This window comes from uncultured Parabacteroides sp. (assembly GCF_902493135.1).
Classification (GTDB): domain Bacteria; phylum Bacteroidota; class Bacteroidia; order Bacteroidales; family Tannerellaceae; genus Parabacteroides.
Genome location: NZ_CABUOD010000015.1, coordinates 87,106 through 105,980 on the forward strand (window position 1 = coordinate 87,106; position 18,875 = coordinate 105,980).

The 18,875-nt window shown below is 47.4% G+C and carries 12 protein-coding genes; all 12 read right to left on the reverse strand.

The window, feature by feature from the left end; translation table 11 throughout:
• Nucleotides 1-10: 10 nt before the first annotated feature.
• The 12 genes from RDN79_RS09025 to RDN79_RS09080 all read right to left on the reverse strand — a co-directional run bounded on the left by RDN79_RS09025 (nucleotide 11) and on the right by RDN79_RS09080 (nucleotide 18,407).
• Complete coding sequence (locus RDN79_RS09025; RefSeq protein ID WP_298552977.1) at nucleotides 11-700, reverse strand: helix-turn-helix transcriptional regulator; 690 nt, start codon at nucleotides 698-700, stop codon at nucleotides 11-13.
• A gap of 24 nt (nucleotides 701-724) precedes the next feature.
• Nucleotides 725-1,666 carry a sugar phosphate isomerase/epimerase gene (locus tag RDN79_RS09030; RefSeq protein WP_298552965.1) on the reverse strand — a complete coding sequence of 314 codons (942 nt, stop codon included), beginning with the start codon at nucleotides 1,664-1,666 and terminating at the stop codon, nucleotides 725-727.
• A 3-nt stretch (nucleotides 1,667-1,669) separates the two neighbouring features.
• Nucleotides 1,670-3,061: a Gfo/Idh/MocA family oxidoreductase gene (locus tag RDN79_RS09035; protein WP_298552966.1), complete on the reverse strand. Its 1,392-nt coding sequence runs from the start codon at nucleotides 3,059-3,061 to the stop codon at nucleotides 1,670-1,672.
• A gap of 34 nt (nucleotides 3,062-3,095) precedes the next feature.
• Complete coding sequence (locus RDN79_RS09040) at nucleotides 3,096-4,679, reverse strand: SUMF1/EgtB/PvdO family nonheme iron enzyme (protein ID WP_298552967.1); 1,584 nt, start codon at nucleotides 4,677-4,679, stop codon at nucleotides 3,096-3,098.
• Nucleotides 4,680-4,893: 214 nt separating this feature from the next.
• Nucleotides 4,894-7,992, reverse strand: coding sequence for a glycoside hydrolase family 2 TIM barrel-domain containing protein (locus RDN79_RS09045; protein ID WP_298552968.1), 3,099 nt, complete (start codon nucleotides 7,990-7,992; stop codon nucleotides 4,894-4,896).
• 31 nt (nucleotides 7,993-8,023) lie between these two features.
• Nucleotides 8,024-9,190, reverse strand: coding sequence for a Gfo/Idh/MocA family protein (locus tag RDN79_RS09050; protein WP_298552969.1), 1,167 nt, complete (start codon nucleotides 9,188-9,190; stop codon nucleotides 8,024-8,026).
• A gap of 85 nt (nucleotides 9,191-9,275) precedes the next feature.
• Nucleotides 9,276-10,961: a hypothetical protein gene (locus RDN79_RS09055; RefSeq protein WP_298552971.1), complete on the reverse strand. Its 1,686-nt coding sequence runs from the start codon at nucleotides 10,959-10,961 to the stop codon at nucleotides 9,276-9,278.
• A gap of 12 nt (nucleotides 10,962-10,973) precedes the next feature.
• A complete protein-coding gene (locus RDN79_RS09060; RefSeq protein ID WP_298552972.1) occupies nucleotides 10,974-12,137 on the reverse strand; it encodes a DUF4249 domain-containing protein in 1,164 nt (387 codons plus the stop codon).
• A 3-nt stretch (nucleotides 12,138-12,140) separates the two neighbouring features.
• Nucleotides 12,141-14,891 carry a TonB-dependent receptor gene (locus RDN79_RS09065; protein ID WP_298552973.1) on the reverse strand — a complete coding sequence of 917 codons (2,751 nt, stop codon included), beginning with the start codon at nucleotides 14,889-14,891 and terminating at the stop codon, nucleotides 12,141-12,143.
• A complete protein-coding gene (locus RDN79_RS09070) occupies nucleotides 14,888-15,604 on the reverse strand; it encodes a hypothetical protein (RefSeq protein ID WP_298552974.1) in 717 nt (238 codons plus the stop codon). The genes RDN79_RS09065 and RDN79_RS09070 overlap by 4 nt, the downstream gene beginning before the upstream one ends.
• A 291-nt stretch (nucleotides 15,605-15,895) precedes the next feature.
• Nucleotides 15,896-17,983 carry a BT4734/BF3469 family protein gene (locus RDN79_RS09075; protein WP_298552975.1) on the reverse strand — a complete coding sequence of 696 codons (2,088 nt, stop codon included), beginning with the start codon at nucleotides 17,981-17,983 and terminating at the stop codon, nucleotides 15,896-15,898.
• Nucleotides 17,984-18,023: 40 nt separating this feature from the next.
• The gene (locus RDN79_RS09080) at nucleotides 18,024-18,407 is read right to left on the reverse strand and encodes an HU family DNA-binding protein (RefSeq protein WP_298552976.1); all 384 of its coding nucleotides are present in this window, start codon (nucleotides 18,405-18,407) and stop codon (nucleotides 18,024-18,026) included.
• Nucleotides 18,408-18,875: the final 468 nt, after the last annotated feature.

Genomic DNA, 18,875 nt, shown 5'->3' on the forward strand with positions numbered 1-18,875 from the left:
CGGCTGTTTGTTAAATACACAACTTTTCCATTGCCGAAACCATCGGTGTCAATATCCGGTAGCGGATGCGGTTGTGTTGTTTGATATCTTTTTCCAGGCTGCTGATGGCAAATATGACGGCGTAACATAAGTTCTCGTTATAGTCGCCGGAAAGATGCTTGACCATAATGCTTTTCAGGTCCGCCAACAGGGCTTCTATCGGATCTTCCAATCGCTGTTCCGTTCCGAGGTGCAATGCTTCGACCTGCCCGGAAGATGGATAATCTTTCAGTTTTTCGCTTAATGACAGGCAATAGGGGAACCAGATCCGGTCGTCTTTTTCGATCCGTGAGGTCAGCTCTTCTTTGAAGGAGGAGAAAAACTTGCCGATCAGGTTGAGCGTGTTGTTTCCCGGCGTACTCATCGATATGAATGAACCGAGATGCCTTTCTATATTCGGGATTTGATAGCGTTGGTAATACAGGTTGGTTTTAGTCAGATAATCGATGATTTGTGAAGTATGGAACGTTTGTAATTTCTTTTCCGGGAAGTATTCCTCATTGAGGAACGTGTTGATTACCGTCAAGAGGAAGTCGGCATCCAGCCGGTATTCTTCACAAATCGCCTTTACCGATTTATCGCCTAAGCCCAGGCGGATTCCAAAACGGTTAATAACAGGAATGAGTGAGGGGTGTTCTTCCACCACCTCACTCATTTGCATATTAGGATATACTAATGGCATATTTTATGCTTCTTCCCATTGTTTGCGTAAGAGTTCCACTGCGGCAGGAACCAAAACGTTCCGGTCTCCCTGGCATCCGCATTCGAAACTTACATATTTGTCGTAATCCAACATCTTCAGACCCTTGAAGCCGTTGACATAGTTATCTGCTTCTCCGTCTTCACCCGGCATACTGCGGCGTTTGCGGCTGGCAACGTGCACATGTTGCAGATATTCGCCTGCAGAAAGGAAAGCTCCCATGTCGGAAGTCTCTTCCCAAGTCATGTGCCAGAAGTCACCCATACAGCGTACGCCCGGGTTGTTGATGTCGCGGCAGATAGAAGCTGCATCCGCTACCTGGCGGAGATAGAAAGCCTCTTTCCTGTTGAGCGGTTCAAAGATGACGGTGGTTCCGTGTTCTTTTGCGAAGTTACCCATTTCATTGAATTGTTCGCACAAGAAATCCCGTGTTTCCTGTGTATGGGCCATAGCCGGTTTTTGACCGTTGAAAGCCGGAACGATGATCACACCCGTAGAACCCAGTTCGCCTGCGGCAGCCATGATCTCTTTCATCGTATCCATGCACTGCTTGCGGATTGCCGGATCTGTCGAGAGGATGAAACCCTGGAAACCTGCACAGATGGCGCTCACTTTGATGTTGCGTCCGTTCAGTGCTTCCTTGATCTCTTTCACACGATCTTTCAGGCCGCGTCCACCCGGTTCGAAACCAACGACGCCCAACTTTTCCATCAAGTCGAATTTCTCGTTGAGATTGGCTCCCGGTGCGATTCCTTCCTGGAAAGATATCTTCAACTCGGCTTTGCTGTTGGGACATGATCCCTTTTCTGCCGGGCAACCTTCTGCAGAAGCAGCCTTGCCGCCACAGGCAGCAAAGGCTGAACTACCGGCTGCAACAGCCGCACCTGCCAGAGTTGTTCTTAAAAAGTTTCTTCTGTTCAGTGCCATATATTATTTTTTCTTTTCGTCACGAGGTTTTCCCGGAACCGGAACTGTAAATCCACTCATATCCATCTTGCCTAAGTTCAGGTCTTTCGGAGTGTAGTCCAGAGGAGAAGCGGTCATGGCATCCCATGTCGTTTCCGCACCGGTGTATGCGGATTCACGTCCCATGATGGCAGCCATGTTGGCGACAGCTGTTTCGGAAGCCTGTTCGATCTGTTTGCCGCCACGGATGCAGTTGATCCAGTTTACATGTTCCAATACGTACGGATTGGTCTGTTTGTATTGGGCTTTTTCTGCTTCTGAATCATATTTCCAAACCACATTACCGGCATTGTCCTTGATTACGGTTTCACCGTTGGCGGTAGACCATGAACCTTTTGTCCCTTGAATGAATTCGCTTACATTGCTGACGCAACCGTCAATCTGGCGGCACATACTATGCATGTGGATACCGTTGTCCATTGTGAAATCGATGCTGAAGTTGTCATACTGGTCACCTGTGATACGGCGCTGGCGAGAGCCGAAACCTACAGCCTTAGCCGGTTTCAAGCCGCTGAACCATGTAAATACGTCGATGTTGTGTACATGCTGTTCTACGATATGGTCTCCGGATAACCATTTCCAGTTTACCCAGTCCTTGATCATGTATTCGCAATCGTTCCAGTCTTTCTGACGTTCGCGGAACCACAACATGCTCTGATTCCAGTAAACAGTACCGCCTGTAATTTCACCGATGGCGCCTTCCATGATCTTCTTGTAAGATTCGACATAGTTACGCTGGTGGTGACGCTGTGTACCTGTAACAACACACAGATTCTTAGCCTGAGCCTGTTTGGCAGTAGCCATAATCGTACGATAGCCTACCGGGTCGACACAGATCGGTTTTTCCAGGAAACAATGTTTGCCTTTTTCAACTGCATATTGGAAATGTATCGGACGGAATACGGGAGGAGTTGCAACAATGACAACATCGACACCACTATCGATCAATTGTTTGTATGCATCCAGACCTACGAAACGTTTGTCTTCGGGAATATTACATCCTTTTTCTTTCAGTTTGTCGGCCAATGCGTCAACTTTTTCCTTGAATGTATCGGCAACAGCAACAATCGTTACGCCGTTTGCTGCGTCCAGGAAGTTTTCTGCTGCACCGGAACCGCGTCCGCCGCAACCGATCACACCGGCTTTCAGTTCTTTTCCGTCAGTGGCCTTGTCGGGCAATTCCGGGATATAATAAGTTCCGGGTTCTTTCAGGGGCTTGTTAGCTGCTGCTGTTTCGCCGCCGCCTGCACATGAGGTTAATACACTTGCACTGCCAGTACCGATTGCACCCAGTGCTCCGGCCATAGCTGTACTTTTTAAAAACGATCTTCTGCTAATACTGTTTTCTTTCTTCATGATATAGTAATTTTAGGTATCAATTAGACATCTGTTATTTCGCTCCAATTGCCGGGTCCGGTTCGCAAACCACACGGAAACCGATGCCTCGGATATCCGAGTACCACCAGATACTCTTCGGTTGCTGCGGGTCTGTCTTCAGCCAGGCATCATGCTTGGTATAATCGCGGGCGGCAGAGCGGACATCTGCTGCATCGGAAGTGTAGTTACCACCGCGTACAACCCATTCTTCTCCTTCTGTGACTAACGGGTTCGTCACGTTTTCGCCACCTTTGCTGTAAGCCTGCGGATCATATTTGTCGGCACAATATTCCATTACGTTACCCAGCATGTTCTTCAAACCGAACGGGTTCGCTTTCACTTCGCTCGGCTCCTGAGTCCTGTTCTTGCTGTTCTTCGCGTAAATCACGAATGAACTGATGCTGTCTGTTTTTGCATCGAAGAACTTGCGCCAGAATCCCTGGTCAGAGAAATCTTTCGGGTTTCCTGTGAAGAAGTAAGGAGTTTCCGTTCCTCCACGGGCTGCATATTCCCATTCTGCTTCGGTCGGCAGACGGTATTTTTTTCCTGTTTGTTTAGACAACCACTGGCAGAAGGTTTCTGCTGCATAATGTGTCATCGTGATAGCCGGACGGTCACCCGCACCCCATCCCTGGTCGGGGAATCCGAACGGAGGAGTCGGACCGGAAATGGCATCGACATCCGGGTTGCTGTTATTTGCATATACGGTTTCGGGCGGAGTACGTCCTTCACTCATGGTTTGTGCGTAGAATGCCCAATATTGATCCCACGTAACTTCTACTTCAGCCATAAAGAACGGACTGACCGTAACGTTCCGGACCGGAGCTTCATCTTCCTTATGGAACGGCTCTTTACCGGTACTACCCATTTTGAATGTGCCGCCCGGAATGGCGACCATATTGAATGCAACGGCCGTACCCGGAATTTGTTCCGTATAGTCGGTAAAAGATGTGACAGGCGTCGCCGTCTTAAAATAAAGGCTGGTGTCGACCGTAGCTGTGGCACCGCCGGGAATACCGGTTAATTTACCGTGTTTATAATCCGGATTATAGTGTCCGGCGTCGAGGTGACAACTGATACACTGCAAATCCAGTTTCTTTTCGTTTTCGTCATAATAAAGGTGAGCTGTGATGCCATCCTGGTTAATCCCTTCCGGGAACAGGTTCTGATGACATTCTTTGCAGGATTCGTTCGGAATATATTTAACGGCATGTTCCAACTCCGATTTGGTGTTCCAGTCGAAATCCGCACTGTCTTTTGTCATGAAAGACCATACGTCTTTCAATCCTAATTTGGCTTTAGCCGTGTAATGGTTCCATGTGTCGCTTTGAGGCGGAAGGTGGCAAGCCACGCAATGTGTTTTAACGCCGCTTCCGTTGTTTACGTGTTTGGAGAGCTTCCAACTGTCTTCCGCATGAGGATGAACATGGCACATCATACAGGATTCATCGGAAGAAAAATAAACGGATGTTTTGTATACGGCAACCATGATGCCTGCCCCAAGAAGTAACCCGACCAAAAGAATGAAAGTTTTTCCTTTGAAAAATCTCCCTTTTTTTTCGGAAGGATAGCGATTAGAATTGTTGTTAGTAGCCATTTGTTTCTATGGTAAACGATTTTACAATTAGTCCTGAATTAGATTTAAAAATCGGCAATAAAAGTAGTCTTTTTCTACATAAAATAAAAGTTTACACCCGCTATTTAACGAAATATGCATAGTGATTATGCTTTTTTACCAATTTTTGTAAAAAGAGAGGCTTGTCCCCGCTTCCCGGATCGAAATGCGGGGACAGGTTCCTCTTTGTTGCTGTTTATAAATTGGATTGAACCGGTTTCATGATGAAAGAGAATTCATGGTCTCCGTAATGGATACGATATTGTTCCAACGGAAGTGCTCCCCAACTGTTGACGCAACCCAATCCCATTTGTACTTTATCGATACACATGTTTGTGTAGCCTGCCTGAGGTACAAGTTCGGAGTGTCTCTGGTCTTTGTGAGTGCCATCGTCCAAAGATTCGATCGAATAATTCAGGGCTGAAGCCGAGAACGGAGCTTCCGAGATGAACATAAGTCCGTTGCCGCCCTTGTTAGTCTGTTTCCACCACCGGATATCCGTTTTAGTCCCTGTTTCCTGCGGACGGATATAAGAGTAGAACTGTTCGTCTACAGTCTGTTTGTAATTGCCCAGGTCGGTAACGTTGTTACGGTCGGAGTAGTTCTCGACCGGACCTCTACCGTAGTAGTTGACCTGATCCAGGCATTTCGGCATCTGCATCTGCATACCGAAGCGGAACATGTCGGAGACTTCAGCCGATTTGTCGGCTGCCATTTTCTGCGTAACTTTTACAGCTCCTTCATTATTAATCGTATAGGTCAGATACAATTTGGCCTTTACTGCATCCATCGTATATTCGGCATTGACGGTTGCCATGTCGTTTTCGATTTTGTTTGTCAAAGAGACCAGTTTCAATCCCGGTTCTTTCCAGGCTGCATATTTATTCTGCAAGTTGGCACCCATATCGTTATCGGTCGGAGCACGCCAGAAGTTCGGAGTCAGTTTGCCGTCTTCTTTCAGCATCGTCGTGCCGTTGACGTCATATCTGCACAGGAATCCGTCATGTTTGTCGAAGTCCATGCGGAAGTTTTCGCCTTCCACGATCAGATAATTGATATCATTATCTTTGATGGTCGGGATAACGGTCGCAATGTTCACTTGCTGTACATTCTGCAAATCCAGTTTCGGAGCATTGTACGGGCGGATCGTCAACTGGTTTTTGGCTACCGTATAACCGGCGGGCAGTAATGTTTCCGCTTTTTTCAGTTTAAAGGCCACATTCAGCAACAGCTCTTTGCATTTGCAAATGCCGTCTGTGCTATAATTCAGTTTCATGGACTTGGTCTGTTGCGGAGCTACTTCCAGGTCTTTGATCATACCTGTCTGAACCACTTCGCCGTTTGCCAGCAATTCCCATTCTGCATAGTAACTGTCCAGGTTGCGGAAGAAGTTTTCGTTGTACACGTTTACGACACCGTTCGCCAAGTCGGATGGAGTCACCCAGATAGACTGGTAGATATGTCCGACTTCGTGCATATGCGGATTCGGTTTGCGGTCCGGGCTTATCAAGCCGTTGTCCATAAAGTTGTTGTCGGAAGCGTCATATTTGTTCCAGTCGCCGCCATAGGCATAGAAAGGAACGCCGTCTTTTGTTTTCCAATGCAAGGACTGATCCACGAAGTCCCAGATGAAACCGCCCTGGTATTTCGGGTATTTGCGGATTTGATCCCAATACTCCTTGAATCCCCCTTGCGAGTTCCCCATCGCATGTGCATATTCACACTGGATCAGCGGTTTGTCGATGTTCCCCTTGCAATATTCATCCCCTCTGTCATAGCCTAAGTACATCGGGCAATAGATATCGGTAAATTCGCTTGTACGCGCTTGCTCGTATTGCACGGCGCGTGATTTGTCTTCGTTTTTGATCCAGGTATAACAAGCCTCGAAGTTAGGCCCCATGCCGGCTTCGTTTCCTAATGACCAGAAAATGATGGCCGGGTGGTTGTAGCCGCGTTGTACGTTGCGTTGGTTGCGTTCCAGATGCGCTTTGGCGAACAGCGGGTTTTTGGCAAGCGTCTTGTCTCCGTAGCCCATCCCGTGCGATTCGATATTCGCTTCGGCGACCATATAGATGCCATATTCGTCACACAAGTCATACCATAAGTTGTTGTCCGGATAGTGGCAAGTGCGCACGGCATTGATGTTGAATTCTTTCATGACCTTGATATCTTGGATCATGCGTTCCCGCGATACGACATAACCGCCGTCCGGGTCCAGTTCATGACGGTCGGCTCCCTTGAACAAGACAGGCTGTCCGTTCACCAATATCTGGGAATTTTTCAATTCGATCTTGCGGAAACCGACTTTTACCGGAATGACTTCGGCAGTGCTGTTTCCGTCTTTCAATGTCGCGATCAACGTATAGAGAACCGGTGTTTCGGCCGACCATTTTTCCGGGTTGCTTACAGCCATGTCGGTAGTGATTTTTCCGGAACCTTTGACTGACGAAGCGGCGACTTCCTTGCCTGCTTTGTCCAACAGCTTCAGATCCACTGTTCCGTTGCCTTTCAGGTTCAGGGAAACATTCAAAGTACCGTCTTTATATTGTGCATCCAAATCCGGAGTTACACGGATATCCTGGATGTATTTGGGAGTGCGGGCATAGAGGTAGCAATCGCGACCGACACCGGAGAGGCGGAGGAAATCCTGGTCTTCCAGATAAGTGCCGTCGCACCAGCGGAATACCTGGAATGCGATCAGGTTCTTTCCGGGTTTCAGATACTTGGTCAGATTGAATTCGGCTTCGAGTTTGCTGTCTTCACTGTAGCCGACGAATTGCCCGTTCACCCAAAGATACATGTTCGATGTGACAGAGCCGAAATGAGCGAAGATCTCTTTCCCTTTCCAGTCTGCCGGGACTGTGATTTCTTTGCGATAGGAACCTACGTGGTTGTTTTCCGTAGGAACTTCAGGCGGGTTGTTCTTGAACTGGCTTCTCCAGGGATATCCTACGTTTACGTAGATCGGGTCGCCATAACCGTTTAGTTCCCATAGGCCGGGCACTTTCAAATTATCCCATCCTTTATCATTGAAATTCACCTGGTAAAAATCGGTCGGACGCATATCTGCGTCTTTTACCCAGAAGAATTTCCAATTACCGTTCAAGGTCATGAAGTTCTCGGATGATTCCTTGCATCCTTTCAGCGCACTATTTTCGTTTTTATACGCAAAATAGTGCGTGTGCATGGGAGCCCTGTTGATTTCATTTACGTTAGGGTCTCTCCATTCGTTTTTTTGAGCGAAAGCTGCCGTCCCGAGCAGGGACAGGCAGCAAGCAAGTACGTTTAGTTTCATAAGATGTTATTTATTACGGTTTTTCAGGATTCTAATCGATCCATTTTTGCCACTTTACGTTATCATTGTATCCGGCTTCCACCATTGTTTCAATGAATTGCATGCCTCTTACACCATCGTGTACGGTCGGGAAATCCAGGCAATCTCCGCTGGGTGTCTCGCCGTTTTTGATCGCTCTGACGGTGAGCGAGAAATTGCGGTAGATATTGGCAAAGGCTTCGATAAAACCTTCCGGGTGTCCTGCCGGAGTTCGGGTATTCCACAGGGCTTCAGGAGTCAGGTAGCCGTTGTTGCCAATATTCAATACTTCAGTCGGTCGGTCCCTCCATTTCAAGGTCAGCGTGTTCGGCTCCATCTGGCGCCATTCCAGTCCTCCTTTTTCGCCATAAATACGGATGCGGATATTATTGGCTTCGCCTGTTCCGATCTGTGTCGCGGTCAAGACGCCTGTCACATCGTTTTCGTAGCGGAGGAATGCCGCCCCGTCGTCATCGATCGGACGTCCGGGAACGAAAGCCTTCAGATCTGCACAAAGTTCTTTCACCTTCAGTCCGGTGATATATTCGCTCAGATGCCAGGCATGCGTTCCGATATCACCTATGCAGCCGGCTTTGCCGGAACGTTTCGGGTCCGTGCGCCATCCGGCGTTGTTGCCGCCTAACAGTTCGATTCGCTCGGAGAGCCATCCTTGTGTATATTCCACATAAACGCGGCGCAGTTTTCCGAGTTCGCCTTTTGCGATGCGGGCTTTAGCCTCTTTCACAGCCGGATAGGCCGAATATACATGTGTCAGTGCCAGTACGAGTCCGGTCTCTTCCACTTTTTTCTGTAAAAGCTTAGCTTCTTCCAATGAGAATGTCATCGGTTTATCCACTACCACATGGAACCCTCTTTCGAGCGCCATCATGGCCGGTTCGAAATGCCAGCGGTTGGGAGTCACGATCGTGACAAAATCCATCCGTTCTCCTTCCGGCAAGGTCATTTCGTGTTCGAACATTTCCTGGTAAGTGCTGTAAATCCGGTCTTCCGGCAAAAAGTAAGATAAACCGGAACTTTTGGATATCTCAGGGTCTACGCTGAAACATCCGCAAACTAATTCAATCTGGTTGTCCATAAAAGCTGCGCGACGATGGATCGCCCCGATAAAGGCGTCACTGCCTCCGCCAACCATACCCATTCTTAATTTTCTGTTCTTCATGATATTATTAAATTAGCAATTCAATGAATTGAGATATTGCCCAAAGTTACAAAATGTTGTAATATGTACAATATGTTTTGTAAGATTAATTTGTAACATTTATCGTATAAGCCGCATTTACAAGTGTTCCGCTTCTTCCGATTCCTTCGACTGTAATCGTATATTCACCCGGTAGATCGGAAGTGTAAAATGGAATTGTCATTTCCTTCTGTCCGTCACTTTGCAAAGTGGGAATCCAGAGCAGGGTATGCCGGAAATCCGGTTTGCCCGATGTTTTGTCCTTCTCTTCTTCATATACGGGTGCATAAAAATAGCGAGTGGCCTGCGTGCCTCCTTTATCGAACAATTGAGTGGCGGGGTCTAACTTTATCCCCTGGTAGTCTCCTTTGTATGTCGAAAAAGATAGGATACCGTCAAATCGTTGCCCGCCGAAAATATAGTGTCCCAAATAGACATCTATTTTTTTCAGCAATAACGGGTTATAGCTGTATATCTGTTCTTGGTCCTTGACGGGTATGTTGTCGAACAAAACAAGCGTTTGTGTGGAGAACTTATCCATTTTTTCCGTTAGGACGGAGAAGGTCCGCTTGCCATTCTTTTTACTGACTCTGGCAATGGGAATGAATTCCGTCAGTATCTCTTCAATAAAAGGGAAACGGGTATATTCATCCAGGATGTAAGATTTGTAGGGCTTGGAAAACGTGTGGGGACTGGCACTTTCTATCCGGTTGATGGAATCGCCGGTATAGACCTGCATGACTTGTACTCCCATACTTCTTTGCAAAAGATATTGATGCCAGGTGGAATCGAGATAGACAGGCGGGAATGTTTTGGGCCGGTGCCGGGCGAATGGCGATTGCAAATCGATCCGGTATGACTTCCCGGATGTATTCAACGCAACCGTAGCCATCTCCTTTTTCCCATGTGTCAAGCCCGTATAAAAAGTGATATGTCCGTTTTTATCGGTTTTCCCGTTGAATACTTGGATATTTTCTCCCGGAAAAGAAAGCAGTCCGACGATACCGTATTCCGTAGCCGGCTGATTATTACTCCGGTCTATGAGCTGTCCTTCGTAGATGGGACCTTCATGTTCCGGAATAATTTTTGCGGTGAAACTTGCCGTGCCTTTAGAAAAAAGGCTTTCTTTCCATTCCCGGATCGATGGAGCCGTTATCTGTATCGGGTCTGTGCCGGCAACAGAAACAGAAAGGGAGATGGAGTCGGCGGGTAATCCTTGGATACGGATAACCCCTTTATCCCTTGCCTGATATGAAGCCTTGTCTGTCGATACCGTTATGATAGGGTTCGATTTTATCCGGTTAGGCTGCTTGAAAGAATACTTTTCAGCTCCGGCCCGTGTTTCTTGAGGCTGATAAGGATTTACGACAGAAATCTTTTTTTCAAAGAATATATCTTCTCCTTCGTTTTGCATGTACCGGGTGTAAGCGACCAGCCGGTAGTAGCCGGTGGGTAGGGTGACGGGCAGTTCCATCCAGCCACTTCCCGTCCCGTCTGTCAGATCCAAACGGACCTGTACTTCGGGTATGGAGTCATTCAACAGTTCGACATACCCGACTTTGCTGAAAGAACTTAATTCCCCCTCGATATTAGTCGTATATAATTTTAGCCAAAGTAATTCACCGGCAATGTAAAATTGTTTGTCGGTTTGAAGATAGGCCCGTTCTTGATACGAAGCATATCCGTCGCCTGTCCCGATCAGCAAGAGCAGGACCAGCAGCAGTATTTGTTTGGTGGATATCATTGTTTTCATAAGATACTGTGTTTATTGATGGTTTTTCGGCCAGAAATCCGGTTTGTTCTTGCTCCCTCCGCGGGCGGTACAGTCTACGCATCGCCGATTTATACAAACGTAGGTTCCGGGATCTTCTCCTAATTTAAGAATCGCGAGTCCTTGGTGATATGCCATACTTAACATTTCTTCCCAAAAAACAGGCTGATCCCTGCAATCGTATATGTCGCTCATGCCGGGAATCTCTTCTGCCTTTATGTAGCAGCGGTAAGAGGTTTCCGTCGTTGCGTATATATGCCCGATGATGATTTCTTCCGGATCGTCCAAGCAAGAGATGTTCCCTCTGATTTCAGTGGGTTGGGGCGCAAATAGTCCTCCGGTCTGTTCCACATTTTTCCGGAGGTTGTCAAAATATTCGTATGCTTTTTTGTCGAGTGTTTGTTGGGTGACCAAGATGCTGTATAAGTAGGAAAAACGGTTATCTCCCGGTCCCAACTTCAGAATGGAATGATTTCTTAACCTGTTTTCGGTCATGTTGTCCGACTTTCCCAGTATGATCCGGTTGGAGGAGTTGCTGCCCCAGCAATAATGTGTATTGTTGGACGTGAATTGGTTTAATTTCACAACTCCGGTTTCTTCGCTCCAAGTATATTGGGCGAAATAGTCGGAAACGATTTCCCAGTCTTCTTTATACGTCCAGCGGTAATAGCGTGAAGCATTCGGATTGTCGTTGTGGGTCGAAACCCTGATGTTGACTTCTTCCTGTTCTTTATATTGGAAATTGACTTCATCGATTTCCGGTGTGATCTGCGGTTCCACAAAATCGGACTGATATTCTTTGCCGTCCAACAGGAAGTGAATGGCATATTTCTCTCCTGGTTTGAACGAAATAGAGTCTGTTATCGTGTAGGTCCCTCCGGTTGTATTTTTTGCGGTTGCAATAGTCGTGCCTTTATCGGAAATAAGGGTGACAATTGCTTTTTTATCGGTTAGGCTCGGGTCATAGAAACTACTGCTCCCTTCGTCTGTCCGGTTGATGTGGATCGTGGTTCCGTAAGGAGCGATAATGGCGCCTTCCACAACCAAAAGGTCGTTGATCCATTTCACGTCGGGTTCGTAGGGGGTGATGCAACCCGTCGCCAGGCCGATCATCGTGCAGTAGAAAACAAGATGCAGTTTTATAGATAACTTTTTCATGATTCAGAATTTTATGTTGTAAGACAAATAAGGAATGGGAGCACCGAATATCGCCATCTTGTAACCTTGTAGTTTCCCGTCTTCGGATATATAGTAAACGGAGTAAGCATTTTTTCTTCCGGTTACGTTGTAAACTCCGATGGAGAACGTACTGTGTGTAAGCAGGGTCAACTTATGGCTCGGTTCGATATTGAACGCGACATCCATCCTGAAGAAATCCGGTATCCTGTATTGGTTGCGCCCGGAGTAGTAAACAAATTCTCCTCCCGCATAATTGAATTTGGAAACCGGCAATGTCACCGGACGTCCCGTGCTGTAGTCGCAGTTTAAAGAGAAACTGTACCGTTGCGTGAATTTGTAATTACCGGCAAGTTTCACTTCGTGCGGCTTGTCGTAATCTGCCGGATACCAGTTCCCGTCGTTGATCGGATCGGATATGCGGGCATCATGTTGCCTCAACTGGGTTCGCGAATATGAATAACTGACCCAGCCGTTCAGTTTGCCCTGTGTCTTTTTCACCATCAACTCCACGCCGTAGGCTTTGCCTTGTGTACTGATCACATCGGTTTCGATATGATGGTTCATGGTCAGTTGCGCACCACTCCGGTAGTCCAGATAGTCCTTCATGGTTTTGTAATACGCCTCGATCGAAGTCTCGATGCTGTTTCCCATAAAGTTCTTATATAATCCGGCTGCCACCTGCATCCCTTTTTGCGGTTTGATGTTCGCGTCGCTCAGTTTCCAAGTGTCGGTAGGCGACATGATGGTGGTGTTCGACAGCTTGTGTATATTCTGTTGCAATGTGTTGAATCCGGCTTTGACGGAAAAGTCGCTACCGAAAGCATAGCGGGCGGACAATCTGATTTCTGGTGCGTGATAGGTCTTGAAGGCACGAAAACCGTTGACGGTCTTAATCTCCGTCTCTGTCCCTTCGCCGGGCAGGAGAGTGGGATCGTAGAGGGAATAGGTGCGCGGTCCCATCGAATTGAACATCATGTAGCGCAAGCCGGCGCTAACCGACAACCGGTCGTTTATCTCCCATCTGTCTGCCAGATAAAGATAGGTCTCCATTGCCTGCTCTTTCTGCAATTTATCCGGTGCGACCAGTGATTCCGGATGGTTGGGTACGTTCTCTCCCGGATTCAACCGATAGTAAGTCGTTCCGCCTCCGAAATCAATCGTGTGCTTTTCATTCAGGTAATGGGTGAAATCCAACTTCCCGAAAATCTGGTTGATACCGAAACGCAGCCTGTAGGCCTCTGCCGGGTTCTCTTCCGTTTTTGTCAGATAATCATAATGGTCGTACCCACCCGTGAAAGTCCCGGTCATCCGATTCGGGAAGACATGCCGCCACTTTAAGGAGCCGTTGGCATTGGTATAGCCATATCGTTCGTTTGAATCGAAGTGGAAATGATCGTGACTGTAATATCCGCTGGCATACAAGTTGTCTTTGTCGGAAAACTTATGATCCACTATCAGGTTTAAATCGTAAAACCCGGCCTTCCCGTCTTTGTAACCGCTTTTCTCCGGCAACAGGTTGAGCAGCCAGTCCGAATAGGTCGTCCTGCCTCCGGCGATGAAAGAGGTTTTCTTTCCGATCGGCCCTTCCAGCGTGACACTGCTGGTCAGAAGTCCGAGACTTGCCGATCCCGTGAATTTCTTTTTATTGCCTTCCCTTCCGTTGATATCGAGGACGGATGAGATACGGCCTCCGTATTTAGCCGGAATGCTGCTTTTATATAGTTCGATGTCTTTGACCAAGTCGGCATTGAAGGCGGAGAACAGTCCGAACAAATGTGTCGGATTGTAGATCGTGCCGTCGTTGAACAGGATCAGGTTCTGGTCGGTCGATCCTCCCCGTACATTGAATCCGCTGGAGGCTTCGCCTACCGCTTTGACGCCCGGCAGCATCATGACGATCCGTATCACGTCTTTTTCACCGAATACAGTGGGCACGTTCTTTATATCCTTGAGATTGACCCGCTCTACTCCTAAAGTGTTGCTGCGGACATTCGCTATCCTGTCGGAAGTGATGGTCACCTCTTTCAGCGAATAGACCTGCTCTTCCAATTCAATGTCGAGCAGCCCGTCTGAATTGAGTATCACTTGCCGTTGGGTGTCTTTCAGCCCTATCCCTTTGATTTGCAAATTGTGGCGTCCGGCCGGTAAAAGCAGCGTGTAGAAACCGAATGCGTCAGTTGTCGCCGCGATGGTCGGGTTCTCGATATAGACGACAGCGCCGACGACCGGTTCACCGGTACGGAAGTCGGTCATGTGGCCGCTTAGCTTGATTTTACCGGAACCGGGAGCAGAAGCGTCGCCGATGGTATAGACTTTGTTTTCCGAAGTCGCTTTCTGTTCTTTTTGTTTATTCAGGACAGCGGCAAAATTAGATTGTTCTTCTCCTTTCCTGTCACTTCCAAAAAAATTATCGGGAAGGGAGGTTATCAGCTTTTTGTCTTTCAGGACAAATAAATATTTGTCGGCAAACGCGAATACTTGCAAATGGCTGCCTTCCAATGCTTGCTGCATGGCTTCGGCCGGTAGCAGATCCGTACAGGCGAGCGTGACGATCAACGAATCGACATCCGCCGGATTGTAGTAGACTGTCAATCCGCTTTGGGCGGCTATCTGGCGGAACACTTCTGCCGCCAGTTGTTTTTCGGCATGGATACTGACATTCTGTTGGGAAAACAACGGAGAATGGCAGATGATCAACATGATTATAATATATCCTATTTGTCTTGTCCTCATCTGTTTAATGCTTCATATTGTTTGACAATCGTAACGAAAGCCTGTTCCGGCTGCTTCTTGAAGTTCAGCTTCTGTTCCCGTGCGTATCGGCTTAGCTCCTTCTTCTTGTCAGGGAAAAGGTTGAGTAGCGCCCGTTTGTTTTTAACCGGGTAAAATCTGTTTTCCTTGACGACATAGAACCGTTCTTTTATCCGGAAAGAGGCTTCGATGGAAAGCCCGTTTACTTTTTCCTCGTAGGTGACAACATATTTTTTGATAACCGGATAGATATTATCGGACAGTAACACTATATATTCGTTGCCGATCAAGTCTTGCCATCCTCTTGTCGACGGGTTGATGACGCGGTAACCGTTCAGTAGGATGTAATCGATCCGCTCTTTTTCGGCAACGATGGGATAGAGCTTGTTCGGCGATTGCAAAACGAGTTCGTCCCGGAATAAGTCCAACTTCATGAGAAGCCGTGGATAGACGGTGCCCCCAAAGCTTATTGTCCCTTCCTCGAATCCGGCGTTTACCAGGTACGGATGATTAGTTGTCTGTTTTTCATAGCGTGAATATTCCTTCCCGTTATAAACGAGGGCATATTCCTGTACTACGGAAAAGTAATCCTGCACTAACTTGCCAGGCAATCCCTTGTTGGTATCGGTTTGTTGTCCGTGCAGCATTCCGATGGATAGGTATAATAGTAGAATGATTGAAGTTCCTGTTTTCATAAATAGATTATATTTGATAAAGGATAACAGCACCAAAGATACGAATAATATTACATAATGTAATAAATGAATTAAAGAATTAAAGGATTAAAGAATTAAAGAAAGGAGATGTGCCGAAGCCGGATGTCGGCACATTTCCTGAAAATTAGTATCACTCCATCACTTTGCTTGCTGTTAACTGATTGTTTATTAGGCTTATAATGCGTGATAGATACTCGAAATATCTATCACGTTTGTATCACTTATGTATCACTCATGTGTCACTGTTTCTGAAAGAGAGAAGTCTTTTTTTTAGGACTTGTTCAGCTCAACTACCTGATATATAGTACCTCTGTTGCTTCTTTTCGACGGGATGCCGTTCCGTTTTAAAAGACGTCCGAAATTGGAGATAACGTTTTTTGTGTAGTTGAAATCGCGTTGCTTCTGCTTGATCCGCCCTAAAATCTCTATCGATAGTAGAAATTCGCCTGCCTCATTCTTTTTCGGGAGCCGGAAATATTGCAGGAACAGTTGTTCTTCGGGCGGTATTTGCTGGAATTGCCGGTTGTTGGCGACGATTTCGGTTTCTTCCTCGTGTGTGAACCAGTAGCGTTCGCTGTTTGCCAATGCTTCCATCGCCTGTGCATACAGCTGTTCGTAGTCGATCGGCTGTACATAATCGATGGTGTCTGTGACTTCGATGCAAATGAAACGCCGGCTACCGGTCGGGTCGGTCAGGATATTGAAGTTGTTGCTTGTCGCGATGAATGTGGCGTAACGTCTCAAATTCCTGTTGGCCGTCTGGTAGGGCAACCGTGTGCTGACATTCGCTTTTTGCAGGATGTGCTTCAGGTAGCTTCGCTGCGTCTCCTTGACGGAATCGAACTCGTCTATGTTTACCAAGGCATAGCGGTGCAAAGCCAGTTCCGTATCCCGGCGCTTGCTGAAGTCGATGCTGTCTGTGTAGAACTGCCGCAGTTCGGAAGGCAGGATGTTCAGGCAATACGTCGATTTGCCGCACCCCTGGTCGCCGACGAGTAGGGGAGTAGTGCTGTTGCCATGCTCCAGGTCCAACCCTAACCAGTGCGCCACCATGCTGAGGAACCACCGGTAGAAGTGGTCGGCCCATCGGAGATTGTTGCAAGGTACACGTTCGGCAAGTTCCCGGATGTGATCTTTGCCATCCCATTTGGGCAGATGTCCGAGGTATTCTTCTATCGGGAAAAAAGCGGGTATGCTGTCCGAGTAGACATACCGTTCGATGTCTTTGTCCCAGACATTCAGTCCTTCTTTGTGCGCTTCCGTGCAGATGGAGTTGCGGACTTCGCGAGTGAAAGGGCTGAATGTGAAACGTAGGAGCGATTTGTCCCGATATTCCACTTCGCCGCTCATCTTGTTGCTTCTGATTTCGTAACGGCGCAGCATGAATTCTTCTAATTGCAAAGTCAGCGACATGATTTCCGGCATGAATGTCTTCCCGGCGAGTGCTTCTTTCAGAGTGTAGACGGATCGGAAAGTCATGCGTATTTCCATCTCTTTGGGTTTCATGTTGTTGTAAAGTAGCGTGCATTGTACGGCATCCTCTTCGGGGATACCGGCTTTCAGGCAATTCTCGGCTAATAGGGTAAAGACCGGTTTGAGATTCTCGTCTTTTATCTGTCCGGATTTTCGGATGGCGTCTACCATCGCTATGCTGAACAGTGTGGCGATCCGGTAGTTGCGTGACATACCGGGCATTAGCCTTTGAAGCGGGGCGGATGGCTCTTCCGGGATGATGCGGATCTCTTCCGAATCCGGCATCTGTGCCGGTTGCTCGATCCGGATGGCAACGGCGTCGGGGTTATATACCGGTTGCGGGTCGTAGCTCATGCGGCATCCGTGCTGTGGGACCGGCTCTTTCAGCGTGATGTTACGTCCTAATTGCGGCTGGTAATATTTGACTGCCGTCAGATAGGCTTGCGAGTGGAATCGTTTGACCTGTTCGGGTGAACGTGGAAGCGCTCCGTCCGGCAGTGTGAACGGGATCACGATTTTCACGCTTTTTCCGCTAAAGCCGATGAATGCCAGTAGCGTTTGTGGCATCATGGCGGCTTGTTGCCTGATTTGTACCGCTTCTTGCAAGTCGGAAAGATGGTTTACTTCGAGCAGCACCAATCCCGAATAGTCGCGCATGGGAGGGGCGGGTTCGCCTGTCTTGCGGAAAGTCCCGCCGAAAACGATCACCGGAAGTTTCTTTATGAAACTGTTTTGCGTGCCGGGCAGTGCAAACATGACTTTGTCGCGCGTGGTGCTGACCGGTTTGTTGAGGTTCTCTGTCCGCAGGGCGGTCAGCAGTTTTTCCATTTCCACGGAACGCATGACGAGCGTTCCCTTTTCATATCGATATAACGTTACCTTCATCTTTGATTGTCTTTTAAAATCATGGATTTCAACTTGTAAATCATTTCCACCTTTCGAACTTGAGCTTTTTCATGAACTTCTTCATTTCCGGATCAGCCTTGATGCATAGGCGTTTGGCTTTCACGCGATGGGGCGTGCAGTCTTTCGGATCTTCATATCCTTCGCTTCCTGCCGAGAGGAACAATGTCCCTATGCCGTGAAGATTTACGGTGTACCCCCTATCCAGCTGGAACTGGATTTCGCGTCCGATCTCGATTATGGCAGCCAGTACGTCGCCTCTTGACAGCGTGCACCGGGTAGAGATGCACGTTGCCAGTTGTTCGGTCGATACTTGCCCGGATGTTACCGGAACGCCATAATAGCGGATTTTTTCTGTTTCTCCGCTTTTGTCCACTTTGGGACGTACTACATAAGCATGTGACATAAGCTGTATTTTTGATAAAACCAATGAATAAAACTGAGAAAAGTGCCCGATTAACTTTCTTTACATCCGGATTTACATTTCTGAACACCCGGGTGATGGCGGTCTGTACATGGGGGTGTAGGGGTTGGGAACATCCGGATGTATATGACTTTAAGTTCTTACAAAGATAATAAAAATATGGGGCAAATGCAAGAAAATCAACAGGTTTTTTCAAATAAAGTTGGTTCGTTTTTGTATGTCGGAAAGGCAAGGGGAAAGTCAAGATGATGTGATAGATGGGTGATAGAGCAGTGATAGAGTTGTGATAGATATAATGGAAATATATTATGTTTCTATTCATTGATTATTAGTCTGTTATGAATATTTTGTGATAGAGTGATAGATAAATTTGAAAATAAAGGGTTCTTCGTCACTTTCGGGGCAGTTCATGTGTTAAAGCTAGTAAGTTTATTGCAAAGCAAGGTAATG

Coding starts and splice junctions, on each gene's coding strand:
- RDN79_RS09025 (WP_298552977.1), bottom strand. CDS start 700: ATGCAAATGAGTGAGGTGGTGGAAGAACACCCCTCACTCATTCCTGTT.
- RDN79_RS09030 (WP_298552965.1), bottom strand. CDS start 1,666: ATGGCACTGAACAGAAGAAACTTTTTAAGAACAACTCTGGCAGGTGCG.
- RDN79_RS09035 (WP_298552966.1), bottom strand. CDS start 3,061: ATGAAGAAAGAAAACAGTATTAGCAGAAGATCGTTTTTAAAAAGTACA.
- RDN79_RS09040 (WP_298552967.1), bottom strand. CDS start 4,679: ATGGCTACTAACAACAATTCTAATCGCTATCCTTCCGAAAAAAAAGGG.
- RDN79_RS09045 (WP_298552968.1), bottom strand. CDS start 7,992: ATGAAACTAAACGTACTTGCTTGCTGCCTGTCCCTGCTCGGGACGGCA.
- RDN79_RS09050 (WP_298552969.1), bottom strand. CDS start 9,190: ATGAAGAACAGAAAATTAAGAATGGGTATGGTTGGCGGAGGCAGTGAC.
- RDN79_RS09055 (WP_298552971.1), bottom strand. CDS start 10,961: ATGAAAACAATGATATCCACCAAACAAATACTGCTGCTGGTCCTGCTC.
- RDN79_RS09060 (WP_298552972.1), bottom strand. CDS start 12,137: ATGAAAAAGTTATCTATAAAACTGCATCTTGTTTTCTACTGCACGATG.
- RDN79_RS09065 (WP_298552973.1), bottom strand. CDS start 14,891: ATGAGGACAAGACAAATAGGATATATTATAATCATGTTGATCATCTGC.
- RDN79_RS09070 (WP_298552974.1), bottom strand. CDS start 15,604: ATGAAAACAGGAACTTCAATCATTCTACTATTATACCTATCCATCGGA.
- RDN79_RS09075 (WP_298552975.1), bottom strand. CDS start 17,983: ATGAAGGTAACGTTATATCGATATGAAAAGGGAACGCTCGTCATGCGT.
- RDN79_RS09080 (WP_298552976.1), bottom strand. CDS start 18,407: ATGTCACATGCTTATGTAGTACGTCCCAAAGTGGACAAAAGCGGAGAA.